26 protein-coding genes are annotated in these 25,402 nt (G+C 45.7%); 5 read left to right on the top strand and 21 right to left on the bottom strand.

What is annotated here, in order from left to right; genetic code table 11:
• Window positions 1-50: 50 nt before the first annotated feature.
• The 3 genes from Ami103574_RS01400 to aroD are packed head-to-tail and all read left to right on the top strand — an operon-like array spanning window position 51 to window position 2,885.
• The gene (locus tag Ami103574_RS01400; RefSeq protein WP_163064967.1) at window positions 51-1,190 is read left to right on the top strand and encodes a bifunctional chorismate mutase/prephenate dehydratase; all 1,140 of its coding nucleotides are present in this window, start codon (window positions 51-53) and stop codon (window positions 1,188-1,190) included.
• Window positions 1,191-1,218: 28 nt separating this feature from the next.
• Window positions 1,219-2,073 (top strand): shikimate dehydrogenase family protein, encoded by an 855-nt coding sequence (locus Ami103574_RS01395; protein WP_163064966.1) that lies wholly within the window; start codon window positions 1,219-1,221, stop codon window positions 2,071-2,073.
• 8 nt (window positions 2,074-2,081) lie between these two features.
• On the top strand, window positions 2,082-2,885 hold the full coding sequence (gene aroD / locus Ami103574_RS01390; RefSeq protein WP_163064965.1) for a type I 3-dehydroquinate dehydratase: 804 nt from the start codon (window positions 2,082-2,084) through the stop codon (window positions 2,883-2,885).
• Window positions 2,886-3,128: 243 nt separating this feature from the next.
• Here the strand turns inward: aroD and Ami103574_RS01385 are convergent, their stop codons facing one another.
• Entirely contained in the window at window positions 3,129-3,554 is a 426-nt protein-coding gene (locus tag Ami103574_RS01385; protein WP_163064964.1) for a GNAT family N-acetyltransferase, read from the bottom strand.
• Window positions 3,554-4,084: a shikimate kinase gene (locus tag Ami103574_RS01380; RefSeq protein WP_163064963.1), complete on the bottom strand. Its 531-nt coding sequence runs from the start codon at window positions 4,082-4,084 to the stop codon at window positions 3,554-3,556. The genes Ami103574_RS01385 and Ami103574_RS01380 overlap by 1 nt, the downstream gene beginning before the upstream one ends.
• A 259-nt stretch (window positions 4,085-4,343) precedes the next feature.
• Between Ami103574_RS01380 and Ami103574_RS01375 the strand changes: the two genes are divergently transcribed.
• Window positions 4,344-4,724, top strand: a complete 381-nt coding sequence (locus Ami103574_RS01375; protein ID WP_163064962.1) for a RidA family protein — start codon at window positions 4,344-4,346, stop codon at window positions 4,722-4,724.
• Window positions 4,725-4,876: 152 nt separating this feature from the next.
• On the opposite strand, the gene ybaK is transcribed toward Ami103574_RS01375, so the two are convergent.
• The 13 genes from ybaK to Ami103574_RS01310 all read right to left on the bottom strand — a co-directional run bounded on the left by ybaK (window position 4,877) and on the right by Ami103574_RS01310 (window position 16,503).
• Window positions 4,877-5,368 carry a Cys-tRNA(Pro) deacylase gene (gene ybaK, locus Ami103574_RS01370; RefSeq protein WP_163064961.1) on the bottom strand — a complete coding sequence of 164 codons (492 nt, stop codon included), beginning with the start codon at window positions 5,366-5,368 and terminating at the stop codon, window positions 4,877-4,879.
• Window positions 5,369-5,410: 42 nt separating this feature from the next.
• A complete protein-coding gene (locus Ami103574_RS01365; RefSeq protein WP_163064960.1) occupies window positions 5,411-6,700 on the bottom strand; it encodes a hypothetical protein in 1,290 nt (429 codons plus the stop codon).
• 2 nt (window positions 6,701-6,702) lie between these two features.
• A complete protein-coding gene (locus Ami103574_RS01360; RefSeq protein WP_163064959.1) occupies window positions 6,703-8,010 on the bottom strand; it encodes a hypothetical protein in 1,308 nt (435 codons plus the stop codon).
• 36 nt (window positions 8,011-8,046) lie between these two features.
• Window positions 8,047-8,673, bottom strand: coding sequence for a GNAT family N-acetyltransferase (locus Ami103574_RS01355; RefSeq protein ID WP_163064958.1), 627 nt, complete (start codon window positions 8,671-8,673; stop codon window positions 8,047-8,049).
• A 4-nt stretch (window positions 8,674-8,677) separates the two neighbouring features.
• A complete protein-coding gene (locus Ami103574_RS01350) occupies window positions 8,678-9,214 on the bottom strand; it encodes a GNAT family N-acetyltransferase (RefSeq protein ID WP_163064957.1) in 537 nt (178 codons plus the stop codon).
• A gap of 82 nt (window positions 9,215-9,296) precedes the next feature.
• On the bottom strand, window positions 9,297-11,279 hold the full coding sequence (locus Ami103574_RS01345) for an LTA synthase family protein (RefSeq protein WP_163064956.1): 1,983 nt from the start codon (window positions 11,277-11,279) through the stop codon (window positions 9,297-9,299).
• Window positions 11,280-11,357: 78 nt separating this feature from the next.
• Entirely contained in the window at window positions 11,358-12,236 is an 879-nt protein-coding gene (gene rsmA / locus Ami103574_RS01340; RefSeq protein WP_163064955.1) for a 16S rRNA (adenine(1518)-N(6)/adenine(1519)-N(6))-dimethyltransferase RsmA, read from the bottom strand.
• Window positions 12,233-12,772: a ribonuclease M5 gene (gene rnmV / locus Ami103574_RS01335; RefSeq protein ID WP_163064954.1), complete on the bottom strand. Its 540-nt coding sequence runs from the start codon at window positions 12,770-12,772 to the stop codon at window positions 12,233-12,235. The genes rsmA and rnmV overlap by 4 nt, the downstream gene beginning before the upstream one ends.
• Window positions 12,773-12,784: 12 nt before the next feature.
• Window positions 12,785-13,123 (bottom strand): FtsB family cell division protein, encoded by a 339-nt coding sequence (locus tag Ami103574_RS01330; RefSeq protein ID WP_163064953.1) that lies wholly within the window; start codon window positions 13,121-13,123, stop codon window positions 12,785-12,787.
• A 110-nt stretch (window positions 13,124-13,233) separates the two neighbouring features.
• Entirely contained in the window at window positions 13,234-13,638 is a 405-nt protein-coding gene (yabQ, locus tag Ami103574_RS01325) for a spore cortex biosynthesis protein YabQ (RefSeq protein WP_163064952.1), read from the bottom strand.
• On the bottom strand, window positions 13,638-13,898 hold the full coding sequence (gene yabP, locus Ami103574_RS01320; protein WP_163064951.1) for a sporulation protein YabP: 261 nt from the start codon (window positions 13,896-13,898) through the stop codon (window positions 13,638-13,640). Before yabP ends, yabQ begins: the two co-directional genes overlap by 1 nt.
• A gap of 73 nt (window positions 13,899-13,971) precedes the next feature.
• Window positions 13,972-15,801 (bottom strand): sensor histidine kinase, encoded by a 1,830-nt coding sequence (locus Ami103574_RS01315; RefSeq protein ID WP_163064950.1) that lies wholly within the window; start codon window positions 15,799-15,801, stop codon window positions 13,972-13,974.
• A 3-nt stretch (window positions 15,802-15,804) separates the two neighbouring features.
• Window positions 15,805-16,503 (bottom strand): response regulator, encoded by a 699-nt coding sequence (locus tag Ami103574_RS01310; protein ID WP_163064949.1) that lies wholly within the window; start codon window positions 16,501-16,503, stop codon window positions 15,805-15,807.
• A gap of 412 nt (window positions 16,504-16,915) precedes the next feature.
• On the opposite strand from Ami103574_RS01310, the gene Ami103574_RS01305 reads away from it, so the two are divergent.
• Window positions 16,916-18,127 (top strand): S8 family peptidase, encoded by a 1,212-nt coding sequence (locus Ami103574_RS01305; RefSeq protein ID WP_163064948.1) that lies wholly within the window; start codon window positions 16,916-16,918, stop codon window positions 18,125-18,127.
• A 68-nt stretch (window positions 18,128-18,195) separates the two neighbouring features.
• On the opposite strand, the gene Ami103574_RS01300 is transcribed toward Ami103574_RS01305, so the two are convergent.
• The 6 genes from Ami103574_RS01300 to cysK form a co-directional block, all read right to left on the bottom strand.
• A complete protein-coding gene (locus tag Ami103574_RS01300; RefSeq protein WP_163064947.1) occupies window positions 18,196-19,098 on the bottom strand; it encodes a glycyl-radical enzyme activating protein in 903 nt (300 codons plus the stop codon).
• Window positions 19,095-21,578, bottom strand: a complete 2,484-nt coding sequence (gene hpsG / locus Ami103574_RS01295; protein WP_163064946.1) for a (2S)-3-sulfopropanediol dehydratase — start codon at window positions 21,576-21,578, stop codon at window positions 19,095-19,097. Before hpsG ends, Ami103574_RS01300 begins: the two co-directional genes overlap by 4 nt.
• Window positions 21,579-21,626: 48 nt before the next feature.
• Complete coding sequence (locus tag Ami103574_RS01290; RefSeq protein ID WP_163064945.1) at window positions 21,627-22,394, bottom strand: ABC transporter ATP-binding protein; 768 nt, start codon at window positions 22,392-22,394, stop codon at window positions 21,627-21,629.
• Between the two features lie 15 nt (window positions 22,395-22,409).
• A complete protein-coding gene (locus tag Ami103574_RS01285; RefSeq protein WP_163064944.1) occupies window positions 22,410-23,180 on the bottom strand; it encodes an ABC transporter permease in 771 nt (256 codons plus the stop codon).
• Between the two features lie 46 nt (window positions 23,181-23,226).
• Window positions 23,227-24,225, bottom strand: a complete 999-nt coding sequence (locus Ami103574_RS01280; protein WP_246213178.1) for an aliphatic sulfonate ABC transporter substrate-binding protein — start codon at window positions 24,223-24,225, stop codon at window positions 23,227-23,229.
• A gap of 242 nt (window positions 24,226-24,467) precedes the next feature.
• Window positions 24,468-25,400 (bottom strand): cysteine synthase A, encoded by a 933-nt coding sequence (cysK, locus tag Ami103574_RS01275; protein WP_163064942.1) that lies wholly within the window; start codon window positions 25,398-25,400, stop codon window positions 24,468-24,470.
• Window positions 25,401-25,402 lie beyond the last annotated feature (2 nt).

The following is a 25,402-nucleotide window of genomic DNA, read 5'->3' as shown; positions in this document are numbered from 1 at the left end:
TTTAATTAGACTTTATATCATATACTTGAAAGAATATGGAGGGAAAAGATATGCCTTTAAAACATTTACGAGAGGATATTGACAAAATTGATACAAAGATAGCCGACCTGTTTGCTAAGCGCATGGGAATTGCGGCTCAAATCGCCGGAGAAAAAAAGGATACAGGCACTCCCCTATGGAACATCCGACGGGAAAAGGAAATCTTGTCCCGAATATCAGATCAGGTAGGGGACGCCCTAGGCGGCTATGCCCGAATTCTCTACAACACCATGTTCGATGTGAGCCGTTCCTATCAGACCCGGTTTCTTTATACAGACTCCCCTTTGAAGAATGAAATTGACAAGGCCATCAGCCAGACGCCTGCCCTCTTTCCTAAAAAAGCAGTTGTCGCCTGTCAGGGCATCGAAGGCTCCTACTCCCAGCTGGCGGCAGAAAAACTCTTTGAATTTCCGTCCATCATGTATTTCAACAACTGGGACAGCGTTTTTAATGCCGTGGATAAAGGCCTTTGTCAGTACGGCGTTCTGCCTATTGAGAATAGCTCCTATGGTTCTGTAGGCCCTGTCTACGACCTGATGAAAAACCACCATTTTTACATTGCCAAAGCGTTTAAGCTCCGTATCGCCCATAAGCTGTTGGCAAAGCCTGGCATCAAGCTAGAAGATATTACCGAAATCATTTCTCACGATCAGGCGCTGGGCCAGTGCTCTCCTTTTATTGAAGGCCTGAAGGATGTGAAAATTACCTCTTGCGACAATACCGCCATGGCTGCCGAACTGGTAGCCAACAGCCAGAGAAAAGACTTGGCTGCAATTTCTTCCAAGGAATGTGCAGAGCTCTACGGGCTGGAGGTTCTCTCTGAGGATATTCAAATCAGTGACAACAATTACACTCGCTTCATCTGTATATCTAAAAACCTAGAAATTTATCCAGGAGCCAACAAGCTAAGTCTGATGATTTCAGTGCCTCATCGCCCATCGTCTTTATACAATATGATTGCAAAATTTGCGTCTCTTGGCCTGAATCTAACTAAGCTAGAGTCTCGGCCTATTCCCGGCAGTGATTTTGAATTTATGTTCTACTTCGACATGGAAGCTTCGCTCCAATCCCCAGAAGTGATTAGTCTTCTCTGCGAACTTTCTGCCCAGCCAGAGCTGTTTGTCTTCTTGGGCAACTACACGGAAAACTAATCCCCTATTTACCGGAAGGAGAAAGCCTATGATGTACGGACTGATTGGCGAAAAGCTAGGCCACAGTTACTCCAAAATTATCCATGAAAAACTGGGCGCCTATACCTATGACTTATGTCCGCTGACAGCGGAGGCTCTGGATGGCTTTTTAAAGACCAGAAATTTTAAAGGCCTTAATGTGACCATCCCCTATAAGCAGACGGTCATGCCCTACTGTGATTGGATCTCGCCTTTGGCGAAAGAAATTGGTGCCGTTAATACCCTATATTTTGATAAAGAAGGCCGCCTGTGCGGAACCAACACAGACTACCAGGGCGTACTTTATGCACTAAAACAGGCCAACATTTCCATTTCCCATAAAAAGGTTATTATCTTAGGAGATGGTGCTACATGTAAGACAATCCGCCAGGCAGTCTTGGACCTAGGTGCCCGAGAGCTAATTATTGCCTCCAGAAAAACACAAGACCTCCGAATGGAGGAAATAAGCACCACATCTCCTTGTGCTCCCTACGAAAAAGTACCCTGTACCACATTAAATTACAGGGATCTGGATAGTCACCGAGATGGAGAAATCCTCATCAATTCCACCCCTGTAGGCATGTGGCCTCATACAGCAGGTCAGCCTGCGGACCTACAGCAGTTTCCAGCCTGCGATGGAGTTTTTGACGTAGTCTACAACCCTTATTACACCAACTTTATTCAGCAGGCAAAGAACTTGAATATCCCCTACGCCAGCGGCTTAGCCATGCTGGTGGCCCAAGCCACTGCAGCTGCGGGATACTTCACCGGTAAAACCGACTTTGAAGCAAGCAATCAAGATATTATAGCTGATTTGAAAAAAACATTCTTGCCACAGACGGTAACAGAAGAGAAGAGGAGCTAAACGCGCATATGAAAACCCTTGAAATCAGAAATCTAACCTTAGGAGCAGGCCGCCCGAAGATCTGTGCCCCTATCGTGGGGAAAACCAAGGCGGAAATTTTAGAAGAGGCCAAGGCAATCTATAAGCTTCCTGCGGACATGGCCGAGTGGCGAGTAGATTTTTTACAGCCGATCACAGAGGACCGGCTGGACCAACAGCTGGAATCTTACCTGGATCAAGTATTAAATATCCTAGCCGCCTTGCGAGCCTGCCTCCAAGACAAGCCTCTGCTCTTCACCTTCCGCACAACAGCAGAAGGAGGAGAAAATGCTTTGTCTCCAGAAAACTATACTCGGCTAAATCAGGCGGCGGCAGCTTCTACATTCGCGGATCTGCTTGATGTAGAAGTTTCTGTTGGCAAGACGTGGGCCACCCAGATCATCCAGGAAGCTCACAGCCATGGTACAGCGGTGGTCGGTTCCAGCCATCACTTTCAGCGTACACCGCCTAAAGGTGAAATGATTTCCCTGCTTCGCAACATGCAAGCTCTAGGCGTTGATATTTCTAAAATAGCGGTGATGCCAAGCTCCATCCAAGATGTGCTGACCTTGCTGGAAACCACAGCAGAAATGCAAACCAACGGCGGGGGACCAATCATCACGATGGCCATGTCCTCTCTGGGGGGAATCAGCAGGCTGGCTGGGGAATATTTCGGTTCCGCAGTCACCTTTGGCTCTGTTTCCAACAGTTCAGCTCCAGGACAGATTCCTGTAGAAGATTTAAATACCATTTTGAATATTATTCATAGCAATTTACACCTGGATAAAAAATAAACAAACGCAAACTTGTTACTTTTTATTCCAGTTTTGTCAGCGAAAGCAGGCTGTGTCGCTTAATTTAGGCCAAATTCAACGGTCTTTAGCCACAGTTTTACCATATCTTTTCGTTCCGAATAAACACAAAAAAAATAACGCCTGGAAGTTGGCGTGTCCAAACGTCTTCCTTTACTGATGAAGGAAGGGGACATCTGTGCTTTCAAGCGTTTTTTGTGTTTTATTTCGTTGATGTTCAGTTCATTAGGCTGGCTTTACGTTAATCCACCGGCACATGCCTGCCCCCATGTTCTCATTTGGTCGGGCAGCTAGTCCAAACTGTTCGTAAAAAGCTTCTTTTCCCGGCAAACACATGAGGTTAATCATCATGATGTCATCCCCCGTAACTGAGGTTTCCAGAGTGTTCATCAGGCTGTTCATAATGTAGGAGCCGATTTTCATCCGCTGATAATCGGGATGTACCATTACATCTGAAATCAGGGCCATATATACCCCGTCTCCCACTACTCTGGCCATGCCTACGGCCTTTTCTCCATCATAGGCCACCAACATGTGGACAGACCCGGCTAGGGCCCTTTCCGCCTGTTCCCGGGGCACCTTCTTCCAATTTACCGCATCTCTCAACTGCAAATAATCATCCACCGTAATACTATTTCTATAGGTTATCATCAAGTGTCCTCCAGCTTTTCAAGGTCAAATAGAATCTCTCTGCATATGTCCAGCACGCTTTTGTCATCGGTGGCAACGGAGATGTGCGACGCTCTCTCGTATGCAGACTGCCTCTTTGTCATTAATTCTTCTATGTATGTTGCGTTTAGGTTTCCTTTGAGCAACGGTCTTTGGGTATCGGCTTTCACCCGCTCATAAACGGTCTGGGGCCTTGCCGTCAACAGGACTACTTGTCCCAGCTCTCTCATCATGCGGATGTTTTCCTCTCGCAGAACAATGCCGCCCCCGCAGGAAATGATGTGTCCCTCTGCCGCTGATAGCAACCTCAGCGTATCGGTCTCCAGGTCTCTGAAATAGTCCTCCCCTTCTCGCTCAAAAATCTCCGGGATACTCATCCCCCTGCTTTCTGTGATCAACTTATCTGTGTCCCATACGTCAAGCATCATCATTTCTCCAAGCTGAGCGGAGATTGCGGACTTTCCTGTGCCCATAAAACCGATTAAAAAGACATGTCTGTTCAAGTTTTTCATCTTTCTTTCCTTCGCTGGCCTGCTTCACCATAGTGAATTAACAATAGAGTATATTTTAGCATATCGCTTATTTTTATGCTAGTTTTTTTTTTGAATATTTATTCAATTTTAAGTATTTTTATACCAACATCTATACTTGAATCCCTACACATAAAGATTTATAATAAAAATAGCGGTGTTGTCACCCAATTAAACCAGATATTGGTTTAATAAATTTATAAATTATGGAAAGTTGTATATGTTTAAGGAGGTTTTTAACATGCGTAAAATTGTTGCAACAACAGCGGCTCCAGCTGCTATCGGGCCATATTCTCAGGGAAACATCTTCGGCAACTTGCTGTTTACATCTGGACAGGTTCCTCTGGACCCAGCTACTGGAGAAATCGTAGGCTCTACTGTAGAAGAACAGACCGAACAGGTATTTAAAAACATCAAGGCCATCCTGGAGGAGGCTGGCAGTTCTCTGGACAAGGTATTAAAAACGACTGTATTTATTAAAGATATGAACAGTTTTGGGAAAATGAATGAAGTGTATGCTAAATTTTTCACAGAGGGTTCTTACCCGTCTCGGTCAGCGGTAGAAGTAGCTCGTCTGCCAAAGGATGTGCTGGTGGAAATCGAAACCATTGCCTATCTGTAAAATCAACCTACAGCTTTAAACAAAGAAAAAAATGTCTCCGAAAATGAGAAGGTGCTGTCGGCTATTCCTGCCGCCAGAGAGACTCCTGCTCCATTTTCCGAGACATTCTTTTTTGCTGATTTCCTGCTAAAACCCGTTCTTCCCGAGGACGGCTATTCTTCCACTGTCAAATCAGCTAACGCTGCTCCCGTCACCATCTGCAAGTCTCCTACTGCTAGCTCCATCTGTAGGCCCACCTTTCCAGCACTGACCACCATCAGCTCTAACTCAGAAGCGGCCAGGTGAATGGCCGTTTGAAAGGCTTTTTTCATGCCTACGGGGGAACAACCGCCCTTGATGTATCCCGTGACCGCGGTAATCTCTCTGGCAGGAATCATCTCCACCTTTTTCTCGTGGAAATGCTTCGCTGCTTTTTTCAAATCCAGTTCCGCTACTACAGGGATAACACATACATAATATTCCTTGCTGGCTCCCTGAGTAACGAGAGTCTTATATACCTTATTCACGTCCATGCCAGTTGCCTTGGCCACGGAAATTCCGTCCAAAAACCCCGCTGGAGCTTCGTACTCATAAGCTTTATAGTTAATTTTCTTTGCATCCAACTGACGCAAGGCATTTGTCTTGACTTTTCCAGTCTTACTCATATCGTTTTCTCCTCCCCCCAGCATTCGGTCTTTCCTTGTCCTCTAAGACTCGTACATCTCTTGGCATCGATATCGATCTGCTACCCAAATGGACTCTCCGCCGATGGAGTGTTGCAGATCCATCCGCCGCAGCAGAACCTCTGCCTGAAATTTCTCGTCGCTCTCTCGCTTCTGGCAGATTAGATAATAGGTCTTTTCTTTAGGACCTTCTTTCAACAACCCGTGTTCCAGCACGGTAGCCATCGGCAGTTGGTGAGCGACAAAAGAGGTCAGCACCTTTTCGGGGTCCATATCGGATTTATGCTGGCCTACATAAATTTCCCGGGCATATCGCTCGGACAATTTGTCGGAATAGTCGCAGGTCTCCCACTTGACATCATCTTCTACATATCCGGTAGATCTTTTAAAAGGCCGTTCATCAAAGCCATCCGTAATCCAGATTTCCGTCACTTGATTGTTCTGCACGAAAAAGGCGATGTATCGGTTTGTATTATCTCTAGGGATAAAGCCGTAGCAAGCTCCAGCCCCTTTAAATTCTTCGTCGTACCCCAAGTCTCCTCGATATTGGGATTTCAGTTCCTGGACGGTGCTGCCCACGTGAATGCCTCTAAAGGTCTCCGCCTGGGGATTGGTGCTCTTAATCCAATAGACCAACTCCCGCTTTTTTTCAAACTGAATCCAGCTGCTCACTTTGATGCCCTTACCCTCCCAGGTATCCGTAAACTGGGCCGTGTAGCTCAGAAAGTCCCGAGTCCGCTCCCTAGTCTGTACCGCATAAGGAAACGGCGCATCCCCTTTTAAGTTCTCCCACAGGACGATGTTTTTATCCGCTACCTTCAAAGAGTATTCCTCGTCCAGAGACCAGCCTTTTACATTGCTGTAACGAGCGCTAATGTAGCCCTTATATCCCTTGGCCGCCACTTCCCGATCCTCTGGAAAAGAAACCTCAAAGATACCTTCCTCTTCTTTGCGGAAAAACAGCAGGAAAAGCTTACCCTTTATATCCACCTTGTTAAAAAGCTCCCGGGTATTGAGCAGCATACCATTGCTATCCACCACGGCCTTTTCTGGTATAATGTTGTAATCAAAGCTGTAATACTCAAAGATGCCATCCTCAAAAGGAACCTCTGCCAGCTGCTTAAACTGGCTCATCTCCACCTCTCTGATATTCAGCTTCAAGGGCGCCAAAAGAATTTCACAGTATTGCAAGAAGTCTTTTTCTAGATTCTCGGGCATACTCTTCTTCTCCGGCGGCTTGTTCACAATAGCCAAGCTAAAGTAAATGGCAATGACAAGCAGCATACAGGCAATCAGAAATATTAATAAAAGCATATCTACCCTTCCCTTTTTTGACCTCTGTGATGTGTAACCACCCAGACAGCGGTGTCATTCATGTAATTATCGATTCGCGTGTACTCCAACTTTAGTTCCAGGTGAAGAACCCCCGGTTCTGCTGGCATCTTGCAGGCGGCAAAATAAATTTGTATCTGTCCACGGTCTTCCTCACGCAGCAAGCCTTTCTTAATAACGGTATAGCCCTCCATGCTTCGGGCCAGAAACTGAGTCACTACCTGCTCCGGCTCGGAGTCCAACTTGTGCTGACCCAAATATAACTCTCTCGCATATTTTTCTGACAGCTGCTCTGGGTTCTCCACTTCCACCCAGCGAATATCCGGGTCCACATACCCGTCATAAGGAGTAAAGGGCCGTTGCCCAAATCCGTCAGTCAAGAGAATCTGGCTGATTACTCCATCCTCTACCTTAAATGCTATGTAACAGGTGCTTTCGTCTTCAGCGATGTATCCGTAATGTGCGCCCTGCTCCTGCCAGTTTTCCTCATAAGCCAGGCCCTCCGGATAGGCCTCTTTCAGTTCCTGAACCGTGCTGCCAATGTGAATCCCCCGCCGGTTCTCCACCATAGTTCCTCGAACCTCTATACGGAAGACGCGTTCCTGTTTGCCGCCGAACTGAATACAGGAATCCACCTTAATGTGATCGTTTTCCAAAGTGTCTACATACTGGGCTCGATCAGCGATATGCCCTTCCGCCAAAGTTCTGTTCCTGATAAGCCCCTCTGGCAGCGTCTTTCCCGCAATATTTTCCCACAGAGACAAAGATATTCCATCCAGATACACACTGTACTCTGGCCGAGGCTGCCACTCTTTAGGGGTGCTGTAACGCTTTTCCACGTAAGACTTGCATCCTCCAGTCAGGGCAATCTGTTCCGCTGGCTGAAAAGTCACCTCCGAAATCTGCTCCTTCTCCTCATAGAACACCACCGTCAGCTCTCCCCCAAGACCAAACTTTTCAAAAATCTCCCGGGAGTTTAAAATCATGCCTTGAGCAGTTCCCACGGGCGTCTCTGTGGTGACACTGTAATCCACCTTATAGCAGTAAAAGATACCTTCCCTATAAGCCACTTCCTCCAAAGGTGACCAGTCCGTAATCTGAGCGGATTCCACCAGTATCCCCTTCTGAGACAGCAGCGCCTCCGTAAAAGAGCTGAAAGCCTCTTGTATCGAACTTGGAATGACCACCTCTTCCTTTGGCGACTCTGGTTTCCGTTCCGACGAACTTAATTCGATGATAAAGAATACGGTTATGATTAAGATGCAGATGATAAACACCACGAATTCTGGCATAGCTATTACTCCCGATTATAACAAGATTGGCAGTTTTTACGATTTAATAAGATAAATATTAATAAATTGAAAGTGCCGGGAACTGGTTATTCCCATGACCTGAAAGCCCAAGCCTTGAAAAAACGCTACTTGCTCCGGCTTGCTGGTAGAAAGCACCAAGGGTAGTCCTTTTCTTTCCCCATGAGCTAAAATCTTTTCCATGAGACGGCGGCCTCTCCCCTGTTTCTGATAGTCTCCATGGACCCCCATATAGCTGATATATAGGTATCTAGAGGGAAACTCAATCTCCGATTCCATCTGGCCCATTTCTGAAAAAATCTCTTTTTTTGTGCGACGCTCCTGCTCGGTCAGCCGCTCCAGGGCCTGTCGATATCGGCCTGCCTCGTTGCCTGCTAAGAGCAATCGGAGCCGAGAGACCTTTTTGCGGGAAGACGGCAGGACCAAAGCCACTTCCTGGCATTCCCTGGTCAGCGCATAAACGCCTCCATACCGCATACTGAGATTTACCTGAAAGCGCAGCACGGCTTCTGTAACTGCCAATCGCCGACTTCTGTCTGGAAAAGCAGACTTAAGCTGCGGATAGTCCGCAAAAGCCGCAGCCAAAGTCGACACCGCTCTGTCCCGGTCCCGAATGACTGCCAGCCCCTTTATCTTCCCGCCCATGGTCTTACCGCTGAGCTTCCCACTCGGACTTCAGCAGAGAATAACATCTGGAATCCCGCACACTGCCGTCATAAATTTTATAGCAATGCCGGGTAATTCCTTCATACTGAAATCCACATTTCTCAATAACTCTTGCTGAACGCTCATTGGTGGGACCGGTGCAAATGGCGATAATTTCTAATTTCAGCTCCTCAAAGCCGAAGCGGATAGCCTCTTGAGCCGCCTCCGTCATCAACCCCTGACCCCAGCAGTCCTCCGCAAGAGAATATCCCAGCTCTCTGCTGGCTACTTCCGGTCTGCGTTTGTCCGGCTCTAAAGCGATGCTGCCTACCAAGCGGCCTGTTTCTTTTTGGACGATGACCCAAGCTTGATTCACCATAAAAAGGTCCTCAATAATCTGACGGGATTCTGCCACATCGGCATGAGGCTTCCAGCCTGCGTGAGGTCCGACGTTGGGATTTTTAGCGTAGGCATACAGCCCCTCTGCATCTCCCAGCTCAAATGGCCTGAGGCGTAATCTCTCGGTTTCCAGAATTTTCATTGAATCTCCCTCCTTATGTGAATCATAAACGTTAAACACTCTCTGTCAGCTCTGTCCCTGACAAGGTAGATGTTATGCTGCACTATTCTGTGGTACTCAATATCTCGTCATTATTCTTTTCTACCTGACTGACCTTCATGCGGCTGACAGCATCTGGATCCACCTCTTCCTGCAATCCCAAGATCGAGGATCCCAGGAAAATGGTCTTCAGGATTTCTCCATCCAGAGAAATCTTACTGTATTCCGTAAAGTTTTCTCCTTTTAGATAGAACTTGTTGCCAATTTGCACCACTTCCTTGATGGTAATCGGCTTGATGCCCATCTTCATATCCACCCGCTCATATGGATTCTTGCCGTCAAAGATATACCGCTTTCCATAGAGCATATCATATTCCAGCATTTCTAAATCTCTTTTATACGTACGGCTGTCTTGATGATTCTGATGGTATTTGTTTAAAACTCCTACATGTATGCCCAGCCGATTCAGCACATCTGCACCCAACTGGTAAGAATACATCGGCTTGTCCTGCTTCTTCATGTCAAAGTTGCTCCAGACTACATATTGAGTCTCAAACAGGGACCCCGTCTTCATATCTTCTTCGGTCATTTCCAGCACTGGCAGATGATCTCCATAGATAACGAGTACGACGTCCTCGTCATATTTGCTCAGTCGGTCTGTCAGTTGCCCGATGAACTGGTCCATCTCATGTATCTGATTTGCGTAATATTCGTACTGCCATCTCAGTTCTTCCGTCGGTGCTCCAGTAACGGTAATCTCTGGGTCCTTAATTACCTGTTCTGTCGGATATTTTCCGTGACCTTGAACAGAACATGTGTAGATGAAATCTTCTTGATCGGTCGCTTCCAGGGCATCCATAATCTGACCCGTCAAAACCGAGTCTTTTGCCCAGTTCTTTGGTGTTCGTACCACGTGATTCATATATTCCACACTGGTAAAGCTATCAAATCCCAGATTGGCGAAGACCTCGTTTCTGCCATAGAACACAGCCCGGTGATTGTGAATTGCATGAGTCGCATAGCCAAGGGACTTTAAGTCATAAGGAATACTCTCACTGGTTTCTTCTGTCAAAATAGACTTGTACGGATATTCTCCTGGTCCGAAGAACTTAACGCTCATGCCGGTAAGCATCTCAAATTCGGTGTTGGCCGTTCCCGCTCCCACTACCGGTACCGTCAGGTACCCTGAGGAATAGTTTTTCTCCAAGGCTCTAAAATTGGGAATAGGATCCTTAGAATAAGTAATGTTTTTTACTAAGGTAGGATCAATAAAGGATTCCATCTGCAAGAAAATTACATTTGCGTGCTTCTTGCCGTCATCCTTTGTAACCGGAGCAGCATAAGGCTCGTCCCCTAATTCGCCTTTATCAAAAATAGAGAGCACTGCGTTTTGAGAATAGCCCGCCGGCTGGCCGATGCCTGTGTTAAGCCATGTATTAATAAAGCAGTAAGGCACCCCATAATCCCGGTAAGCATACGCCAAGTTACCGAAAAAGGTGTCCACAACCTTCGTCTTTATAGCCAAATCTGTAGCACCAAACAAACCCAAACCGATGGCCATAAGTAATGCTACATTTCTCTTATAATTAATTTTCATTTTCTTCTTCGGCGCAAACTTAAACAGCAGAAGAATAAGCACAATACCCACTGCCACACCCACGCAGGCCAAAATAATCTCACCGGTACTCAGGTAGTTGGTCACGATAGAAAGGCCGTCTTCCAGCACAGTAAAGTCCTTGGTGGTAAAAGGCGTCATACGGTTGGCCAAAATCACACCATTGGTAATGCCCAGAGTCATCCACAACAACGAAAATACGACGTACAAAAACACCCGACGCTTAATGACCAAAGCCAGCGACATGGTGGCAAATATAATGAGTACATTATATAAAAAGACTTGCGGTGATTGTAAAAAGAACCCAAACCCACTTGCCAGAGAATGTCTTGCCAACGATTCAATAAATAGATTCAATGCAAATGCCAAAACGATACTGATGACTACAGCATTGTGCAGATATTTCCAATAAAATTGTTTTAACTTTTTCATATACTTGCTCTTCCTTTTTCCCAATTCCCCTGTGAAAATGCTTTATATGGCAGCTTACTGCCGTATCCCCTCATACGCCTACTGCCTGATGGTGCAGTACACCTGGTTTGCCAGCTGGGCAAACTCTTCTATACTCATGGTTTCCGCTCGACGGCCTCCATCGATACCAATGGCTTCCAGGACTTGTCCTACCTGTTCTTTTGACAGGCCGCACACGCCGGTAAGGGAGTTGGACATGGTCTTTCGTCGCTGTCCGAAGCCCGCCTTGATGCACTGAAAAAAAATCTTTTCATCTTTTAAGTCCACTGGTTTTTCCTGGCGGATATCTAGCCGAATGACCGTGGAATCCACCTTAGGTTGAGGTACAAACACCTCTTTTGGCACATTAGCTACATGGTTTACCGTGCAGTAATACTGGACTGCCACCGATAGGGCCCCATAAGCCTTTTTGCCAGCAGCCGCCTTCATACGGTCTGCTACTTCCTTTTGCATCATGATGGTGATGCTGTCCACTTTCGCCCCCTCCTCCAGAATCTTCATAACGATGGGCGTAGTAATGTAATAAGGCAGATTTCCGATAATTCGCACGGAGCGTACCGGTTTCCCCTCAATAGTGTTGTTTTCTTCAATAAGCTGATTTAAATCCGTCTTAAGAATGTCCTGATTGACGACCTTCACATTGTCGTAGTCTGCCAGCGTGTCCTTCAGAATGGGAATCAGATTCTTATCAATTTCCACTGCAATGACTTTTCCGGCCAAAGCAGCCTCCTCTGCGGTGAGAACCCCGATACCCGGCCCGATTTCAATGACCAAGTCTTCCTTCCCAATGAAGGATTCTTCCATAATCTTATCAATGATGTTTTTATCGGTCAGAAAGTTTTGGCCCAGACTTTTGGACAGCCTAAAGCCGTATTTGTCCTTGATCTGTCTGATGGTGGATGGTGCATATAATTTCATTCCAGTTTTCCTGCTTCCTCTTCAAATTGCGCTCTGGTGATGGCATACTGGTTCAGCTTGTTGAGAAAGGCAGCTGAGTTTCCATAGCCAATCCCCAGGGCCTTACCCAAGCCAGACCGCTTGTCCGCTGCCCCTGGGCCCCCTGCCAATCCATACCGCATCAAATCCTCCATGGCGAATTCTTTAGTCGCAGTCTCTTTGGTGCAATGAGCTTTTTCCAGAGCCTCCAATATGGCGGCTGGTTTAGCATTTTCAATGCCGATATCGCCATCTGCGGTGGCATCTTTTCGATCCAAATAAGCGTGTTTCGCCTTGGGGAACCGTTCCCGCAGCCGCCTGCGGATTTCTTCACCGGCAAAATCTGGGTCAGTAAAGATGATGATTCCGCTGCTGTCGTACGCTCGCTGAATCAGCTCCCAGGTTGATTTGGCGATGCCGTATCCGTGAGTGGCAATGGTAGGTGTATCTATAGCCCGCTTGATGGCAGCTTGGTCGTCCCGGCCCTCTACCACAATCACTTCCGCTATCCGTTCCATGTCTATCCCTTTCTAATCCGCAGCTTCGCCCGCCGGCAGCAAATCATTATTCGTCTGAGGAACGATGGTGGATCCCGTCTCTCCCTGTGGGGGCAGCACGTAAAGCACTTCCCCGGGTTTGACCATCCTCAGCTGCTGCCGAGCCTGCTGCTCAATATATTCCGGATTATTCACGTTGCTGAGTTCTTCCGTGAGATCCTGTTTTTTTCCCTGTAATGCCTTGTTCTGGGCCACAATGCTCTTATATTCTCGTTGCAAAGAGTAAACATGAAAAATAGACGCACCTATGAGCAGCAGAATCCCCAGGACAATACCGACATAAATTAGTCTCTTTCGATTTCTCTTATTCACTTTTCTCTCAGATAATTCTTTTGAAGCAGCCTGCTGGCCCTTGTCCTGTTTCCTGTTAACCGCCTGTTTTCTTTTTTGGCGCCTTTCAGTACGGGCCTGCTCCAGGTCAATTATTTTCTCGGAGTTCCTGAACTCCCTGCTTCTTTTTTTCTTTCGTTTGAACATTTGCCGTCACCCATGGATATTGTAGCATAAAACAATAGATTCCACAAGAAAACTCCACATGCAAATGCACATATTACGTGAATGCTGATAGCTCCATAGGCACAATAATATAAAAACTGGCAGGTCAGTATGCCAGCAAAGACCCAAAAAAGTACTTCATAGATCGCTGCGACCACCTGTTTTTTTATAAAAACCTTTAAGTTCCTATTAAAAAGCCCATAGAGCAGGGCCACCACCATGCCGCAGCCCAGCATGACTCCGCATTCAAACAGCTGGGCCCGAACCAGGTCCGTCAGCTGCATATTCAGTTGAAAATGAGGCAAAATAGCTGACCCGGAGGATACTACCATTATTCAAATATCCTCCGCATAAAACTCTTTTCACTTTTATTTTTTTTCTCCGTATATACAGCGGAGTTAATCTCCCCTGTAATAACCACTTTTCCTTCCGCTAAATCCAGCTTTTGAATGTGCAGCTTCTGGCCTTTTACAACCAATCCGCCGTTTTTTAACGTGATTAGGATGGTTTCTTCATTAAAGCTGTCTACATCCGCCACTTCCGTTACGGTAAGTCGTTCTCTATTATCAATATTTAAAACATGGTTTTCCATATAGACTCCCTCCTCCTATATCATGTATATGCCGGAAAAAAGAAAAACAGCACACAAATGTATGCTGTTTCTATTACTCTATATTACGAATCCCCCGCTTTAAGGACAGTGGTAAGGTGATAATTACCTTAGTGCCCTTATGTTCACGGCTTTCCAGCTCGATAGTCCCCTGGTGACTCTCCACAATTTGTTTAGAGATAGCCAGTCCCAATCCTGTGCCGCCCATGGCTCTGGACCGAGCCTTATCCACTCGGAAGAACCGCTCAAACACTCTGCTTTTTTCCGCTTCTGGGATGCCGATACCATTATCGGTAACGGTTATAATGGCGTTTCGATCTTGTTTCAGGGCATCAATGTCGATACGCCCGCCCTCGCCTGTATATTTAATGGCGTTACTGATGACGTTCAAAATAACCTGCTCCACCCGGTCCTTATCCATGTCCACCGGAATCCGTTCCTCTTCATTGAACAGACAGTTTAAATGCTGGTCCTTATTGGCCGCCGTCAACTCCACCTTCTTTACCGCTGATTTCAACAGGCTGATCAAATTGCCTTCCTTCCTGTTGAGGATTTCCTGGCAATTATCTAGTCTGGATAGTTGCAGCAGATCTTTGACCAGCCGATTCATGCGATCCGCCTCATTGTCGATAATCTCTAAGAATTCACCCATGGTCTCTGGGTCCTCTACACAACCATCTAAAAGAGTCTCGGTGTAGCTTTTGATTGTAGTCAACGGAGTCTTCAACTCGTGGGAGACATTGGCGACAAAGTCCATCTGCATATTTTCCAGCTTCTGCCGCTGTGTAATATCCTGAATCAGAATAATAATACCCACATCGTTGCCATCTTCATCCTTAAACCAGTCGTAACGGGTGGCATAAGTATTTCCTCCCGTTTCAAACACATCAGACAGTTCCCCTTCTTGACACCGTACCATCAGGTTTTCCAAAGACAGCTCGCCATAAAACTGGCGAATCACCGTATTGTACCCTTCCTGCTCTGCTTCCTCTTGAGTAACTCGCAGCATTTGTAATGCCGCCGAATTAGCGTGGATAATCTGACCTTCTAGGTTAACCGCAATGAGGCCGTCAGCCATGTGGCGCAAAATGGTCTCCATCTTATTTTTCTCACTAGACATTTCAAAAAGGGTGGTATCCAGCTGAGTACGCAACAGGTTGAACATGTCCGCCAATCGGCCAATCTCGTCGTTGGCTTTGACGCTAACTTCCTGAGAAAAGTCCCCTTGTGCCATCTTCTCTGCCTTTTCCGTCACATCGTTAATAGGCGTTGTAATGCTCCTGGCAATGAGGGTACCCAGAATAACGGTAATAACTAGCCCCACAATCATAGCCTGAACAAATATTTGCTTTGACTGGTTGATGGTGTCATAGACACTGGTCATGTCTGCCCGAATGTAGATTACACCAGTAATCTGCTGACCTTCTCCAATGGGAAAGGCCATGTTCATAACCGGTATGCTGGTATTTTTGCGAACAATGCTTCCGTAGGACTCGGAAATCTCCCCTTTCGCTAAAGCGTTCATGATAATAGGTGTTTCCAGTAACCCGACGGCACTCTTACCTTGGTTAGCGTTGTTGGAAGCAATAATCATAAAATTATCATCAATAACGAAAATTTCTTCCTGAATGGTTTTGCTCCAAGTCTCTACGTTGGATTGAATTTCCTCCTCGTGCTCGCTCAACTGTTCATAGGTTTTTAAGGAAGAAATCAGGGTGCCTCTCTGCAAGGTATCGGTCAAATTTTTCTTGGTGGAATCCATGTAGTAAGCTTCCAGCCGACTCATGATGAGCACGCCGATGATGGTAGTGGCGATAAATACCAGCAAGCAGTAAATCAAGACCAGTTTCCATCTCATGCTATGGCTAAATTTCCTTATATTCATCCCTTACGGCCTCCTAAAGTAATACCCGATGCCTCTCTTGGTCATGATGTATTTAGGCGAGCTGGAATCGTCCTCCAGCTTTTCTCTCAGCCGTCTGACGGTGACATCCACTGTACGGATATCCCCGTAATATTCGTAGCCCCAAACCTCTTCCAGCAGCTGTTCTCTGGAAAAAACCTTATTTTCTCTCTCCGCTAAGTATTTGAGCAGTTCAAACTCTCTGAGGGTCAGCTCCAGCACCTGCTCGTGTTTCCGTACCTCGTACCGGTTCATATCGATTTCCAAATCCCCGAAATCGTGAACATTGGAGGGTTCGGTAGACGCACCAGAAACCAGCTCTGTCCTGCGAATATTGGCCTTTATCCGGGCCACCAGCTCCCTCATACCAAAAGGTTTTGTTATATAGTCATCTGCACCCAACTCTAGGCCCAGCACCTTGTCTACCTCTTCTTCTTTTGCTGTCAGCATAATGATGGGAATAGCGCTCCCCTCCCGTACTCGCTTGCAGACCTGAAAGCCATCCATAGAAGGCAGCATCACATCCAGCAGAATCAAATCCGGCTGCGTGTTCAAGGCTTTTGTCAACCCTTCCTGTCCGTCATAAGCCCAGTCTACTTCAAAACCTTCTTTTTTCAAGTTGAACTTGATAATGTCTGAAATGGCTTTTTCATCTTCGATTATTAGTACTTTTTTTGAGTCCATATTATGCGACCTCCCAATCCTCTGCTGTTTCTACTTAATAAATCTATTATAACACACGAGCTACGCCTCCGTGTGTTTCAATGGATTTTACCTTGCGGCGAAGCCGTCTAAATCATAAATCCATTATAACGTACGAGCCACGCCTGCATGTGTTTCAATAAATTCCCCCTACGGCACCGGCCTTGCCTGCAAAATTTTTTCAAACCTTTGGGCAAAAAGGCAACGGCTTCCTAATCATAGAACTCATTATAACAAATAATGGCCTTTTCGGCAAACGTATTATGGCTAGAAGGTTTTGCTAATGAACCCCTGCCCCAAAAAAACTTCCTGCTGCTGAGGCGATAGCACCGGGCCTTCTTCCTGCATATGATGTATAAATACCAAAATACACCTGAATGAAGGAGGGCTTAAAATGAAGAAAAAAAATAAAGGCTCTATGCCTGTGATCATATATTCTAAAGACGATCTCCACTCCATCCGGCAATGCGTGCTAGATAACGCCGGAAAAATAAAATATGAATTACCTTTTATCAACGCCCTGTGCGCTGACATGCCGGTCAAAAAAATCAGTAAAATTAAATGCAATGCCAATATCTCACTTATTTCTATGGATGCAGAAGTTTCCAAGCTACCAATTGAGACCGCACCTATACTTACCGGTCCTCTTCCTCTGGCAGGAAAAAAAAATGCCAAAAACAAGAAGCTTCGAAAAAGTGTGTTTTCCGGATCCCTGTGCGGAGAGGGCGTCACCATTGCCATCATCGATACCGGCATAGCTCCGCATTATGACGTCATCAAACCGTCTAACCGGATTGTAGCTTTTAAGGACTTCATCAACAACAGTATGGTCCCCTACGACGACGACGGCCATGGCACCCACGTGGCCGGTCTAGCTGCAGGAAACGGCTATCTTTTCGGCGGTACACCCATCGTGGAAACCGTCCGTGAAATGTTTCCCGATACCTGTTGCTCCATGGTCTGTATGGGCACCGCCCCCAAGGCCGGAATCGCTGCCCTAAAAGCCCTGGACTACGAGGGCAACGGCAACACCTCCGATATCCTGGCCGCTATGCAGTGGGTGGCAGACAATCATCAGACTTACAACATCCGAGTTCTCAACCTGTCCTTAGGCATCGACGCCGCCAGCTTCGACATGGACGGAGACGGCATGAGCGACATGACCGACCCCTTAATCTTAGGCGTTAATGCCCTATTCAATATGGGCATTACCATTGTGGTGGCGGCTGGAAACAGCGGACCAAAGGCTGGCAGTATCACCTCCCCGGGTACCAGCCCTTGTGTCATCACCGTGGGCTCCATCAACTCGGACGGAGAGGTCCCAGACTTCTCCAGCCGTGGGCCCACCGCCACCGGGGCAATAAAGCCTGACCTGCTGGCTCCCGGCATGAATATCTTGTCCTTAGATGCCATGACGAACAAGCGGTATATCCGACAATCCGGCACTTCTATGTCCGCCCCCTCCGTGGCCGGAGCTGCCGCTTGCCTTCACGCCGCGAATCCAAAGCTGACTCCTACTCAAGTGAAAGAATATCTTATGCGCACGGCTATTCCCCAGGCAAAGGTTGACCGCAACGCCCAAGGAGCAGGACTGCTAAACCTCTAAAGGAAATAATCCACTATTTTTCAGGTAAGCCTATGGATATAGTGGGTTTTTTATTTGTTCAGAAAGCATCAAAGCAAAGCTGGCTTCCTAAGATTCTTCAACTCTTCAAATAAAGAATCCTCTAGCTTGCTGTCCCCCATTGGATACACTCGCCCTAGGGCTTTGTATTTTCCCCTGCCGAAGCTGTGGTATTTCAGCGGCTCATAGCTCACGCTGGGTTTATTTTCAATAAAGCGGAGAATCGCCTCCATATCTTCCTCGCTGTCATTAAATCCAGGGATTACAGGAGTTCGGACAATCTTATTCAAGGTTGGATAATCGTTGCATAGCCGCTGAAAGTTCTCCAGAATTTTTTCATTTCCATATCCCGTATACTCCTTATGCTTCTCCGTATTCATGGATTTGATATCAAACAATACCGTATCTAAATATTTTGCGGCTTCAAAAAGCGTCTCATACTCGCCGTAGCCACAGGTTTCCATCGCCGTATTGATTCGCCTTCTCTTGGCTTCCTTCAGTAAAGGAATCAAAAAATCCGGCTGAGTCAGCGGCTCCCCTCCGCTTACCGTAAGGCCTCCATCCCCATGACTGTAAAAAGCAGCATGTCTTTCAATTAGGTCTATAATTTGGAGAACAGAATAGGCCTCTCCTTCCGTCCTGATGGCCTTGGAAGGACAGACCGCTGCACATTTCAGGCAATCCTTACATTTTACTCTGTCGATTACAGCTTTTTCCTTGAAAGAAATAGCCCCTTCTTCGCATATATTCTTGCACAACCCACAGTCCTTTAATCCAATACATTTACTGTCTACATAGGAGATTTCCCGGTTGTACTTCTGCGATTCTGGATTGCAGCACCATCTGCACCTTAAAGGACATCCCTTTAAAAATACGACGGTCCGTATACCCGGACCGTCGTGGAGTGAATAATGCTGTATATTGAAAACATACGTATTATCTGGTTTCATCATACCGCCTCATGCTGTGTTCTGGAAATAATATCATCTTGTAAATCCTTTGTAAGCTCCGTGAAGTATGCACTGTATCCAGCAATACGAACCAGCAGATTTCTATAGTTTTCTGGACTCTTCTGCGCTTCTTTCAACGTATCCGTATTCAGTACATTAAACTGAATATGCCAGAGCTTCAAATCCCTCCATGCCTCAATAAATTGAATCAGCTTTTCTGTTCCTTCCTCACCCTTGACACAGGACGGACTAAGTTTAATATTTAGCAGCCTTCCCGCATGCCCATTCATATTAAAGTTCTTGGTAACATAGTTGGACAATAAGATGGCCGTAGGTCCGTTTATATCAGCTCCCTGAGAAGCACTGGAGCCGTCCGACAGCGGAGTATATGCAAATCTTCCGTTTGGTGTGGCACTGACCACTTTGCCAAAAGGTACGTGAGAAGTAAAAGGCACTAGCCTCAAGTCCATATGAACGCCCAGTTCATCCCCATACTTTTGGGTGAATTCCTGTGCTTCTCTGTCAAGCAGCTTACCAATCCAGTCCGTATAAGGATCATCATTGCCATAGGCTGGTGCATTCAATAAAAGCTGCCGAATGGTCTCATACCCTTCAAAGTTGTGTTCAAGGGCTTCTTTAAGCTGGGCGAGGGTCAGCCTTTTCTCTTCAAACACGACCCGCTTAATGGCAGCTAATGAATCGATGACCGTGGCATATCCCATATATTCAAAATAGCCCAGATCGATGCCTCCTTCAATTTTAGGCTGGTGAATATCCGTATACGTGTTTCGGCAAAGCTGATGCAGCGCCGACCCAAGAGGCGAAGCAAAATGCTGTGCTCTTAAACGGATGATTTCTCTCTGTTGAATAAAGGCATGCTTGATGAAGTGTCGCTGCTGTTTCAAAAATGCCTGTAAAAGTTCCTCAAAGCTTTTATACTCTTCAAACTTTCCAGTCTCCAGCCCCAACACCTCATCCCCATACTTTGCCATCTTCCCATTGTAAATAACCATTTCCAGGGCAGCGGCAAAGTTTATATAGGCATTTGGACTTGTATAAGTATCCCGGTTAGGCATGCGGCATTCCGCACAGCCGGACACGCTGTAATCATACGCCTCTTCAAAAGTAGCTCCCTTTGACAGTAAAAGCGGGACAACATCCTCATCATTCAGCAATTTTGGAAAACCTTCTCCTGCCTTAATCGTTTCTGCCACCTCATACAAATATCTTTTCGGACTGCCCATATGTATTCTGGCTGCCAGATCCGGATAATTCAGCGGAAATTCCCGTTTTGATTTCAAGAGAATATAGGACAGTTCATTTGTGGCATCGTACCCTTCTTTGGTCTGGCCTCCGATTGTAACCGCCTCCCAATGTGCATAGCCTTCATTAAAGGCTCCGCCAGTTTCTGATAAATAGAGATCTATGAACTGAGCCATGGCCACCCACATACATTCAAAGAGCTCCTGAACCTGATCTTCTGTAATTCTTCCCGCTTCTATATCTTGTTTATAAAAGGGGTATAGATACTGATCCATTCTGCCATTAGAGATAATGGTTCCGGTTTTCTGCTCCACCCTTGAAAACATCTGTGTAAACCATTGTGCCTGCATGGCCTCATAAAAAGTTCTCGGCGGGTTTTCCGGTACATAATGGCAAATCTCCGCTAAGGTTTCCAACTCTTTTTTCCTTACCGAATTTTCTTCCTGTTCAGCAAGTTGTGCTGCCAGTTCTCCGTGTCTGTTTGCCCAGAGAATAATGGCATCACAAGTAATGATGGTGGCCTCCAGAAACGGCTTTTTCTCTGTATAATCCAAGGGGCTATATTCATCTAGGGCTTTCAATCGTTCCTCTGCTTCTTCTTTAATCCCCTTAAACCCTTTTTCCAGCACGATTTCGTAATCATGGACCCATTGCAGGGAGGAACGGAACGAAGCCGTTTCATTTACGATGTATCTAGAGGTCAGTTCCTTATCTGGATTATAGGTCAGTTTTTCAGTCTCTTTTGTAAGAGATTTCTCAAAGTTTTCATGAAAAGTTTTACCAACCCAGTAAGGGGCAATCTCTTCGGTAATGATTCGCGCATCCTCCTCAGAAACAGCAAAAGGGGAATTTTCTCTTGTGGGCATCCGCTCGATGACTTCACTGTAGATATTGCCGTCCAGCTCAGGATATAAGATGCCATATCGGCCTTCTTTTCCGCTTCTCCCAACTAAAAGCTGGTTGTCATCAATATAAACGGTAGCGTTGGCGGCATAATGATAAAGAGCCTTAGCCCATCTTAAATTTAAAGCCTGGCCCTCTGTTTCCTTAAAAGACTGTGTAAAAAAAAGACCTCTTTCAACGTCAATCTGAGGCTTTGCATTTCTGACTGTATTTAATATGTCTGCCGCTCTGCTTCTGTTTCTAAACGTTTTGACATTATTTTTTATTTCATCCTGAAGTCTCTCCTCCTGAGGAGATAATATTTTTTCTATAGACATACAAAGTTCCTCCAAATCTATAATCATTGCAAAGCTGACAGGCTCTCGCTAGATACTATATTCTATAGGTATTTCGGTATCCTTAAAGAATTCTCTGTAGATTGCATCTCTTGCTACATTGAAAAGCGGACCGGTTCGTCTTCTCGGGGTGCCAAGGTCTACATCCATTATTTTTTCAATTCTTCCTGGCCGGGTGGTCATTACCACCACTTTATTGCCCAAATAAATGGCCTCATCAATATCATGAGTGACAATTACCATGGTAATCTTTTCTTTTTGCCATATATTTAACAGCTGCTCCTGCAAATTTATTTTTGTTATGGCATCCAGCGCCCCAAAGGGCTCGTCGAGCAGCAGTATTTTAGGTTTGTTGGCGAGGGCTCTGGCAATCGCCACCCTCTGAGCCATGCCGCCGGATAACTGCTTTGGATAAGCGTTTTCAAACTCCGAAAGTCCAACCAGTTCCAGATTCTCTTTAATTAGCGCATTATTATTTTTCTGTGTCTCCGGCAGGCTGAAACGAATATTTTCCTTCACCGTAAGCCAAGGCAGCAGCCGGTGGTCTTGAAAAATAAACCCCTTTTCTCTGGAAGGCTTATAAACACTCTTGCCGTCTACCAAAACTTCCCCCTCATACTGAGTCTCCAGCCCTCCGATGATTCGGAGCATGGTGCTTTTACCACAGCCGCTTCCTCCGATGATAGAAATCAAGTTTCCCTCTTCAATGTCCAGATTAATGTTATCCAATGCGACAACTGATTTGCCGTTATCCTCAAAGACCTTTGTCAGGTTTCGGATTTCCACGATATTTCCCATATAAAGCCTTCCTCCTCAGTTCCAGGTTATAAGTTTTTCTCGGATAAGCTTAAGCAGGTCATCCATTATTTTTCCTACGATGCCAACAATAAGCATCCCAAGAATCACAATGTCTGGCCTGGACAGGCTTCTTCCGTCTGAAAGCATATAACCTACACCACTGGTTGCGCCAATCATTTCTGCGGCCACCACACATACCCAGGCATTTCCCAACCCCAGCCTTATGCCGGTCATGATGGAGGGCAGTGCTCCGGGAATAATTATTTTTCGAATTAGTTTTTGCCTGGACACTTCATAAACCTGAGAAAGTTCAAAATACTTGCTGTCTATATTTCTTACTCCATCCACGGTATTCACAAATATGGGGAAAAAAGCACCGAGAAAAATAATAAATATTTTTGATTCCTGGCCTATGCCAAACCATAAGATTGCCAGAGGTATCCAGGCAATAGGCGGGATAGGCCGCAGAATCTGAATGAGTAAATCTGTAAACAAATTAAATTTAGGAAAGATAGAAACATTAATACCGATTATAAACGCGGAAACAAGGGCTAGTAAAAATCCTTCTATGACCCTTATAAAACTAACTGTTACATTTTCAAAAAGCTTTCCGTTTTGTATGTAATCGATGGCGGTGTTGATGATTGCCATTGGTTCAGGCATCGTATAAGGCGTAAGCTTTCCCGCCAAGTTATAGCCCTGCCACACAGCAATAAGGATGAGAGGCAATGCGATGTAGAGAATCACACTGCCTATATTCCTTTTGTTTTTCACGTCATTGTTCATAGTAATCACCCTTATCAACTATCTGCGATACAGGCCTGAAGTATTTTTATTCCGCTGCCTTTACATACTCCGTGTTAATGAAGCTGTTTATATCGACATCCTTACTAATAATACCTGCATCTAATGAGAAATCTTTAACTTTTGTTATTTCTGCAATATCTTCTGCTGTCAGCTCTGTGGAATAAGTAAAGTTAGAGATTATTTTTCTCATAAGCTTTGTATCCACACCGAAGTCGGCAGCAACTGCTTCTGCTGCTTTATCCGGATCGGAGGCAAGAAGTTCATCTGCTCTGTTTAAGGCTCTAATATAGGCCTTTATTACATCTGGATTGGCCTTTGCATAGTCTGAAACCACATAGGTAATCATATTTCCCCGCTTCACGCCGGTACCGTCTGCCAGAACCTTTGCGGTACCGTCACTGGTCAGCTTTGAAATGTATTGCTCCCAGATAACGATGGCATCCACTTCTCCGTTTGCTAAAGCAGCAGGTTGGTCGCTGGCTCCAAGATTTATCGTCTGCACATCATCTAATGTCAAGTCTTCATTTGACAGCAACAAAGCAAGTAAATGCTGAGCATAAGACCCCGTTGCGTAGGCGATTTTCTTTCCCTTTAGGTCAGCTATACTCTTTACAGTCGAGTCCGCTTTTACAAGAACAGCAAGCCCTTTTTCACCATAAGCTATATTTGAAACAATTTCGATAGGCTGACCTGTGGACTTTGCAATAATAGCCGGCAAATCTGCCATAAAGCCAAGATCGGCTTCTCCTGCGGCAACGGCTTCATTTACCAAGGGACCTGATTTAAATTCCTGCCACTCATAGGTTGCCCCTACGGCTTCAAACTCTTCTTGCAAATAACCCAACTCCTGAGCTACATACACCGGTGTGTAAAGCGGATACGGCTGCGCTGCAATCCGTAAAACTGCGCCACTCTCCGAATTGTTTTCCGTTTTGCCCGAAGTGCTGTCATCATCTGTTCCGCATCCGACTAATGTTAAAACTGCTAACACGGATATCATGAATACTGCTATAAATTTTTTCATTTTCATCCTTCTTTCTATTATTTATTTTATCTTTATAACCATTTCATATAAAACAGCATCGAGATTTAAAGACCGCTTAATCATTATACTGTTTTCCTATATGAATTACGGATATTTTATTTACTATAATACATTTCAAGCTTTTGTGTAAATGCGAAAAAATTTTAAATTTTTTCATAGGTCATTTATCCAGCTATATCAAAAAGACAAAATGAAAGTTGATATCCTATATTTTAGAAAATCTACCCCATAAATAACGGTGTGGACAGGTATCGGTCCCCTGTGTCCGGCAGCAGAGCAACAATGATCTTTCCTTCGTTCTCTGGTCTTTTAGCAAGCGCTGTAGCGGCCCATACTGCTGCTCCCGATGAAATCCCTACTAAAAAGCCTTCTTTAAGGGCAATGGCTCTGCCTGCTTCAAAGGCATCTTCATTCTCAACCGTTATAATCTCATCGTAAACAGCTGTATTTAAGGTGTCCGGAACAAATCCCGCTCCGATTCCCTGTATCTTGTGGGGCCCTGCCGTCCCTTCTGACAGCACCGGAGATCCGGCCGGCTCTACGGCCACAATTTTTATATTGGGGTTTTGCTCCTTTAAATACTCGCCTACACCGGTGATGGTTCCCCCTGTACCGACTCCTGCCACAAAAATATCTACCTTTCCATCTGTATCCCGCCATATTTCTGGGCCAGTGGTTTCTTTATGGTAAGCCGGGTTTGCCGGATTAGTGAACTGACTCGGGATAAAACTGTTCTCTATCTCAGCCGCCAGCTCTTCTGCTTTGGCAATAGCGCCTTTCATGCCTTTGGCTCCATCGGTTAAAACCAATTCGGCACCATACGCTTTTAATAGATTTCGTCGTTCTACACTCATGGTCTCCGGCATGGTAATAATGATTCGGTATCCTCTTGCTGCGGCTACGGCTGCAAGACCGATTCCTGTATTGCCTGAGGTGGGCTCGATGATAACTGCACCTTTTTCTAATATTCCTTTTCTCTCGGCATCGTCAATCATCGCTACTGCAATCCGATCTTTAACCGATCCTGCCGGATTAAAATATTCTAATTTCACCAGCAGAGAAGCTTTTAAATCGTTCGCTTTCTCATAATTCTCAACCTCCATCATCGGGGTGCTGCCTATCAACTCTGTTATTTTTTTATAAATCCTTGCCATAA

The organism is Aminipila butyrica (assembly GCF_010669305.1).
GTDB lineage: Bacteria > Bacillota > Clostridia > Peptostreptococcales > Anaerovoracaceae > Aminipila > Aminipila butyrica.
This window is presented reverse-complemented; position numbering and strand designations above follow the sequence as displayed.

Excerpts from the sequence above, each read along its gene's own strand:
- Ami103574_RS01400 (WP_163064967.1), top strand. The coding sequence starts at position 51 with ATGCCTTTAAAACATTTACGAGAGGATATTGACAAAATTGATACAAAG.
- Ami103574_RS01395 (WP_163064966.1), top strand. The coding sequence starts at position 1,219 with ATGATGTACGGACTGATTGGCGAAAAGCTAGGCCACAGTTACTCCAAA.
- aroD (WP_163064965.1), top strand. The coding sequence starts at position 2,082 with ATGAAAACCCTTGAAATCAGAAATCTAACCTTAGGAGCAGGCCGCCCG.
- Ami103574_RS01385 (WP_163064964.1), bottom strand. The coding sequence starts at position 3,554 with ATGATAACCTATAGAAATAGTATTACGGTGGATGATTATTTGCAGTTG.
- Ami103574_RS01380 (WP_163064963.1), bottom strand. The coding sequence starts at position 4,084 with ATGAAAAACTTGAACAGACATGTCTTTTTAATCGGTTTTATGGGCACA.
- Ami103574_RS01375 (WP_163064962.1), top strand. The coding sequence starts at position 4,344 with ATGCGTAAAATTGTTGCAACAACAGCGGCTCCAGCTGCTATCGGGCCA.
- ybaK (WP_163064961.1), bottom strand. The coding sequence starts at position 5,368 with ATGAGTAAGACTGGAAAAGTCAAGACAAATGCCTTGCGTCAGTTGGAT.
- Ami103574_RS01365 (WP_163064960.1), bottom strand. The coding sequence starts at position 6,700 with ATGCTTTTATTAATATTTCTGATTGCCTGTATGCTGCTTGTCATTGCC.
- Ami103574_RS01360 (WP_163064959.1), bottom strand. The coding sequence starts at position 8,010 with ATGCCAGAATTCGTGGTGTTTATCATCTGCATCTTAATCATAACCGTA.
- Ami103574_RS01355 (WP_163064958.1), bottom strand. The coding sequence starts at position 8,673 with ATGGGCGGGAAGATAAAGGGGCTGGCAGTCATTCGGGACCGGGACAGA.
- Ami103574_RS01350 (WP_163064957.1), bottom strand. The coding sequence starts at position 9,214 with ATGAAAATTCTGGAAACCGAGAGATTACGCCTCAGGCCATTTGAGCTG.
- Ami103574_RS01345 (WP_163064956.1), bottom strand. The coding sequence starts at position 11,279 with ATGAAAAAGTTAAAACAATTTTATTGGAAATATCTGCACAATGCTGTA.
- rsmA (WP_163064955.1), bottom strand. The coding sequence starts at position 12,236 with ATGAAATTATATGCACCATCCACCATCAGACAGATCAAGGACAAATAC.
- rnmV (WP_163064954.1), bottom strand. The coding sequence starts at position 12,772 with ATGGAACGGATAGCGGAAGTGATTGTGGTAGAGGGCCGGGACGACCAA.
- yabQ (WP_163064952.1), bottom strand. The coding sequence starts at position 13,638 with ATGGTAGTATCCTCCGGGTCAGCTATTTTGCCTCATTTTCAACTGAAT.
- yabP (WP_163064951.1), bottom strand. The coding sequence starts at position 13,898 with ATGGAAAACCATGTTTTAAATATTGATAATAGAGAACGACTTACCGTA.
- Ami103574_RS01315 (WP_163064950.1), bottom strand. The coding sequence starts at position 15,801 with ATGAATATAAGGAAATTTAGCCATAGCATGAGATGGAAACTGGTCTTG.
- Ami103574_RS01310 (WP_163064949.1), bottom strand. The coding sequence starts at position 16,503 with ATGGACTCAAAAAAAGTACTAATAATCGAAGATGAAAAAGCCATTTCA.
- Ami103574_RS01305 (WP_163064948.1), top strand. The coding sequence starts at position 16,916 with ATGAAGAAAAAAAATAAAGGCTCTATGCCTGTGATCATATATTCTAAA.
- Ami103574_RS01300 (WP_163064947.1), bottom strand. The coding sequence starts at position 19,098 with ATGATGAAACCAGATAATACGTATGTTTTCAATATACAGCATTATTCA.
- hpsG (WP_163064946.1), bottom strand. The coding sequence starts at position 21,578 with ATGTCTATAGAAAAAATATTATCTCCTCAGGAGGAGAGACTTCAGGAT.
- Ami103574_RS01290 (WP_163064945.1), bottom strand. The coding sequence starts at position 22,394 with ATGGGAAATATCGTGGAAATCCGAAACCTGACAAAGGTCTTTGAGGAT.
- Ami103574_RS01285 (WP_163064944.1), bottom strand. The coding sequence starts at position 23,180 with ATGAACAATGACGTGAAAAACAAAAGGAATATAGGCAGTGTGATTCTC.
- Ami103574_RS01280 (WP_246213178.1), bottom strand. The coding sequence starts at position 24,225 with ATGAAAAAATTTATAGCAGTATTCATGATATCCGTGTTAGCAGTTTTA.
- cysK (WP_163064942.1), bottom strand. The coding sequence starts at position 25,400 with ATGGCAAGGATTTATAAAAAAATAACAGAGTTGATAGGCAGCACCCCG.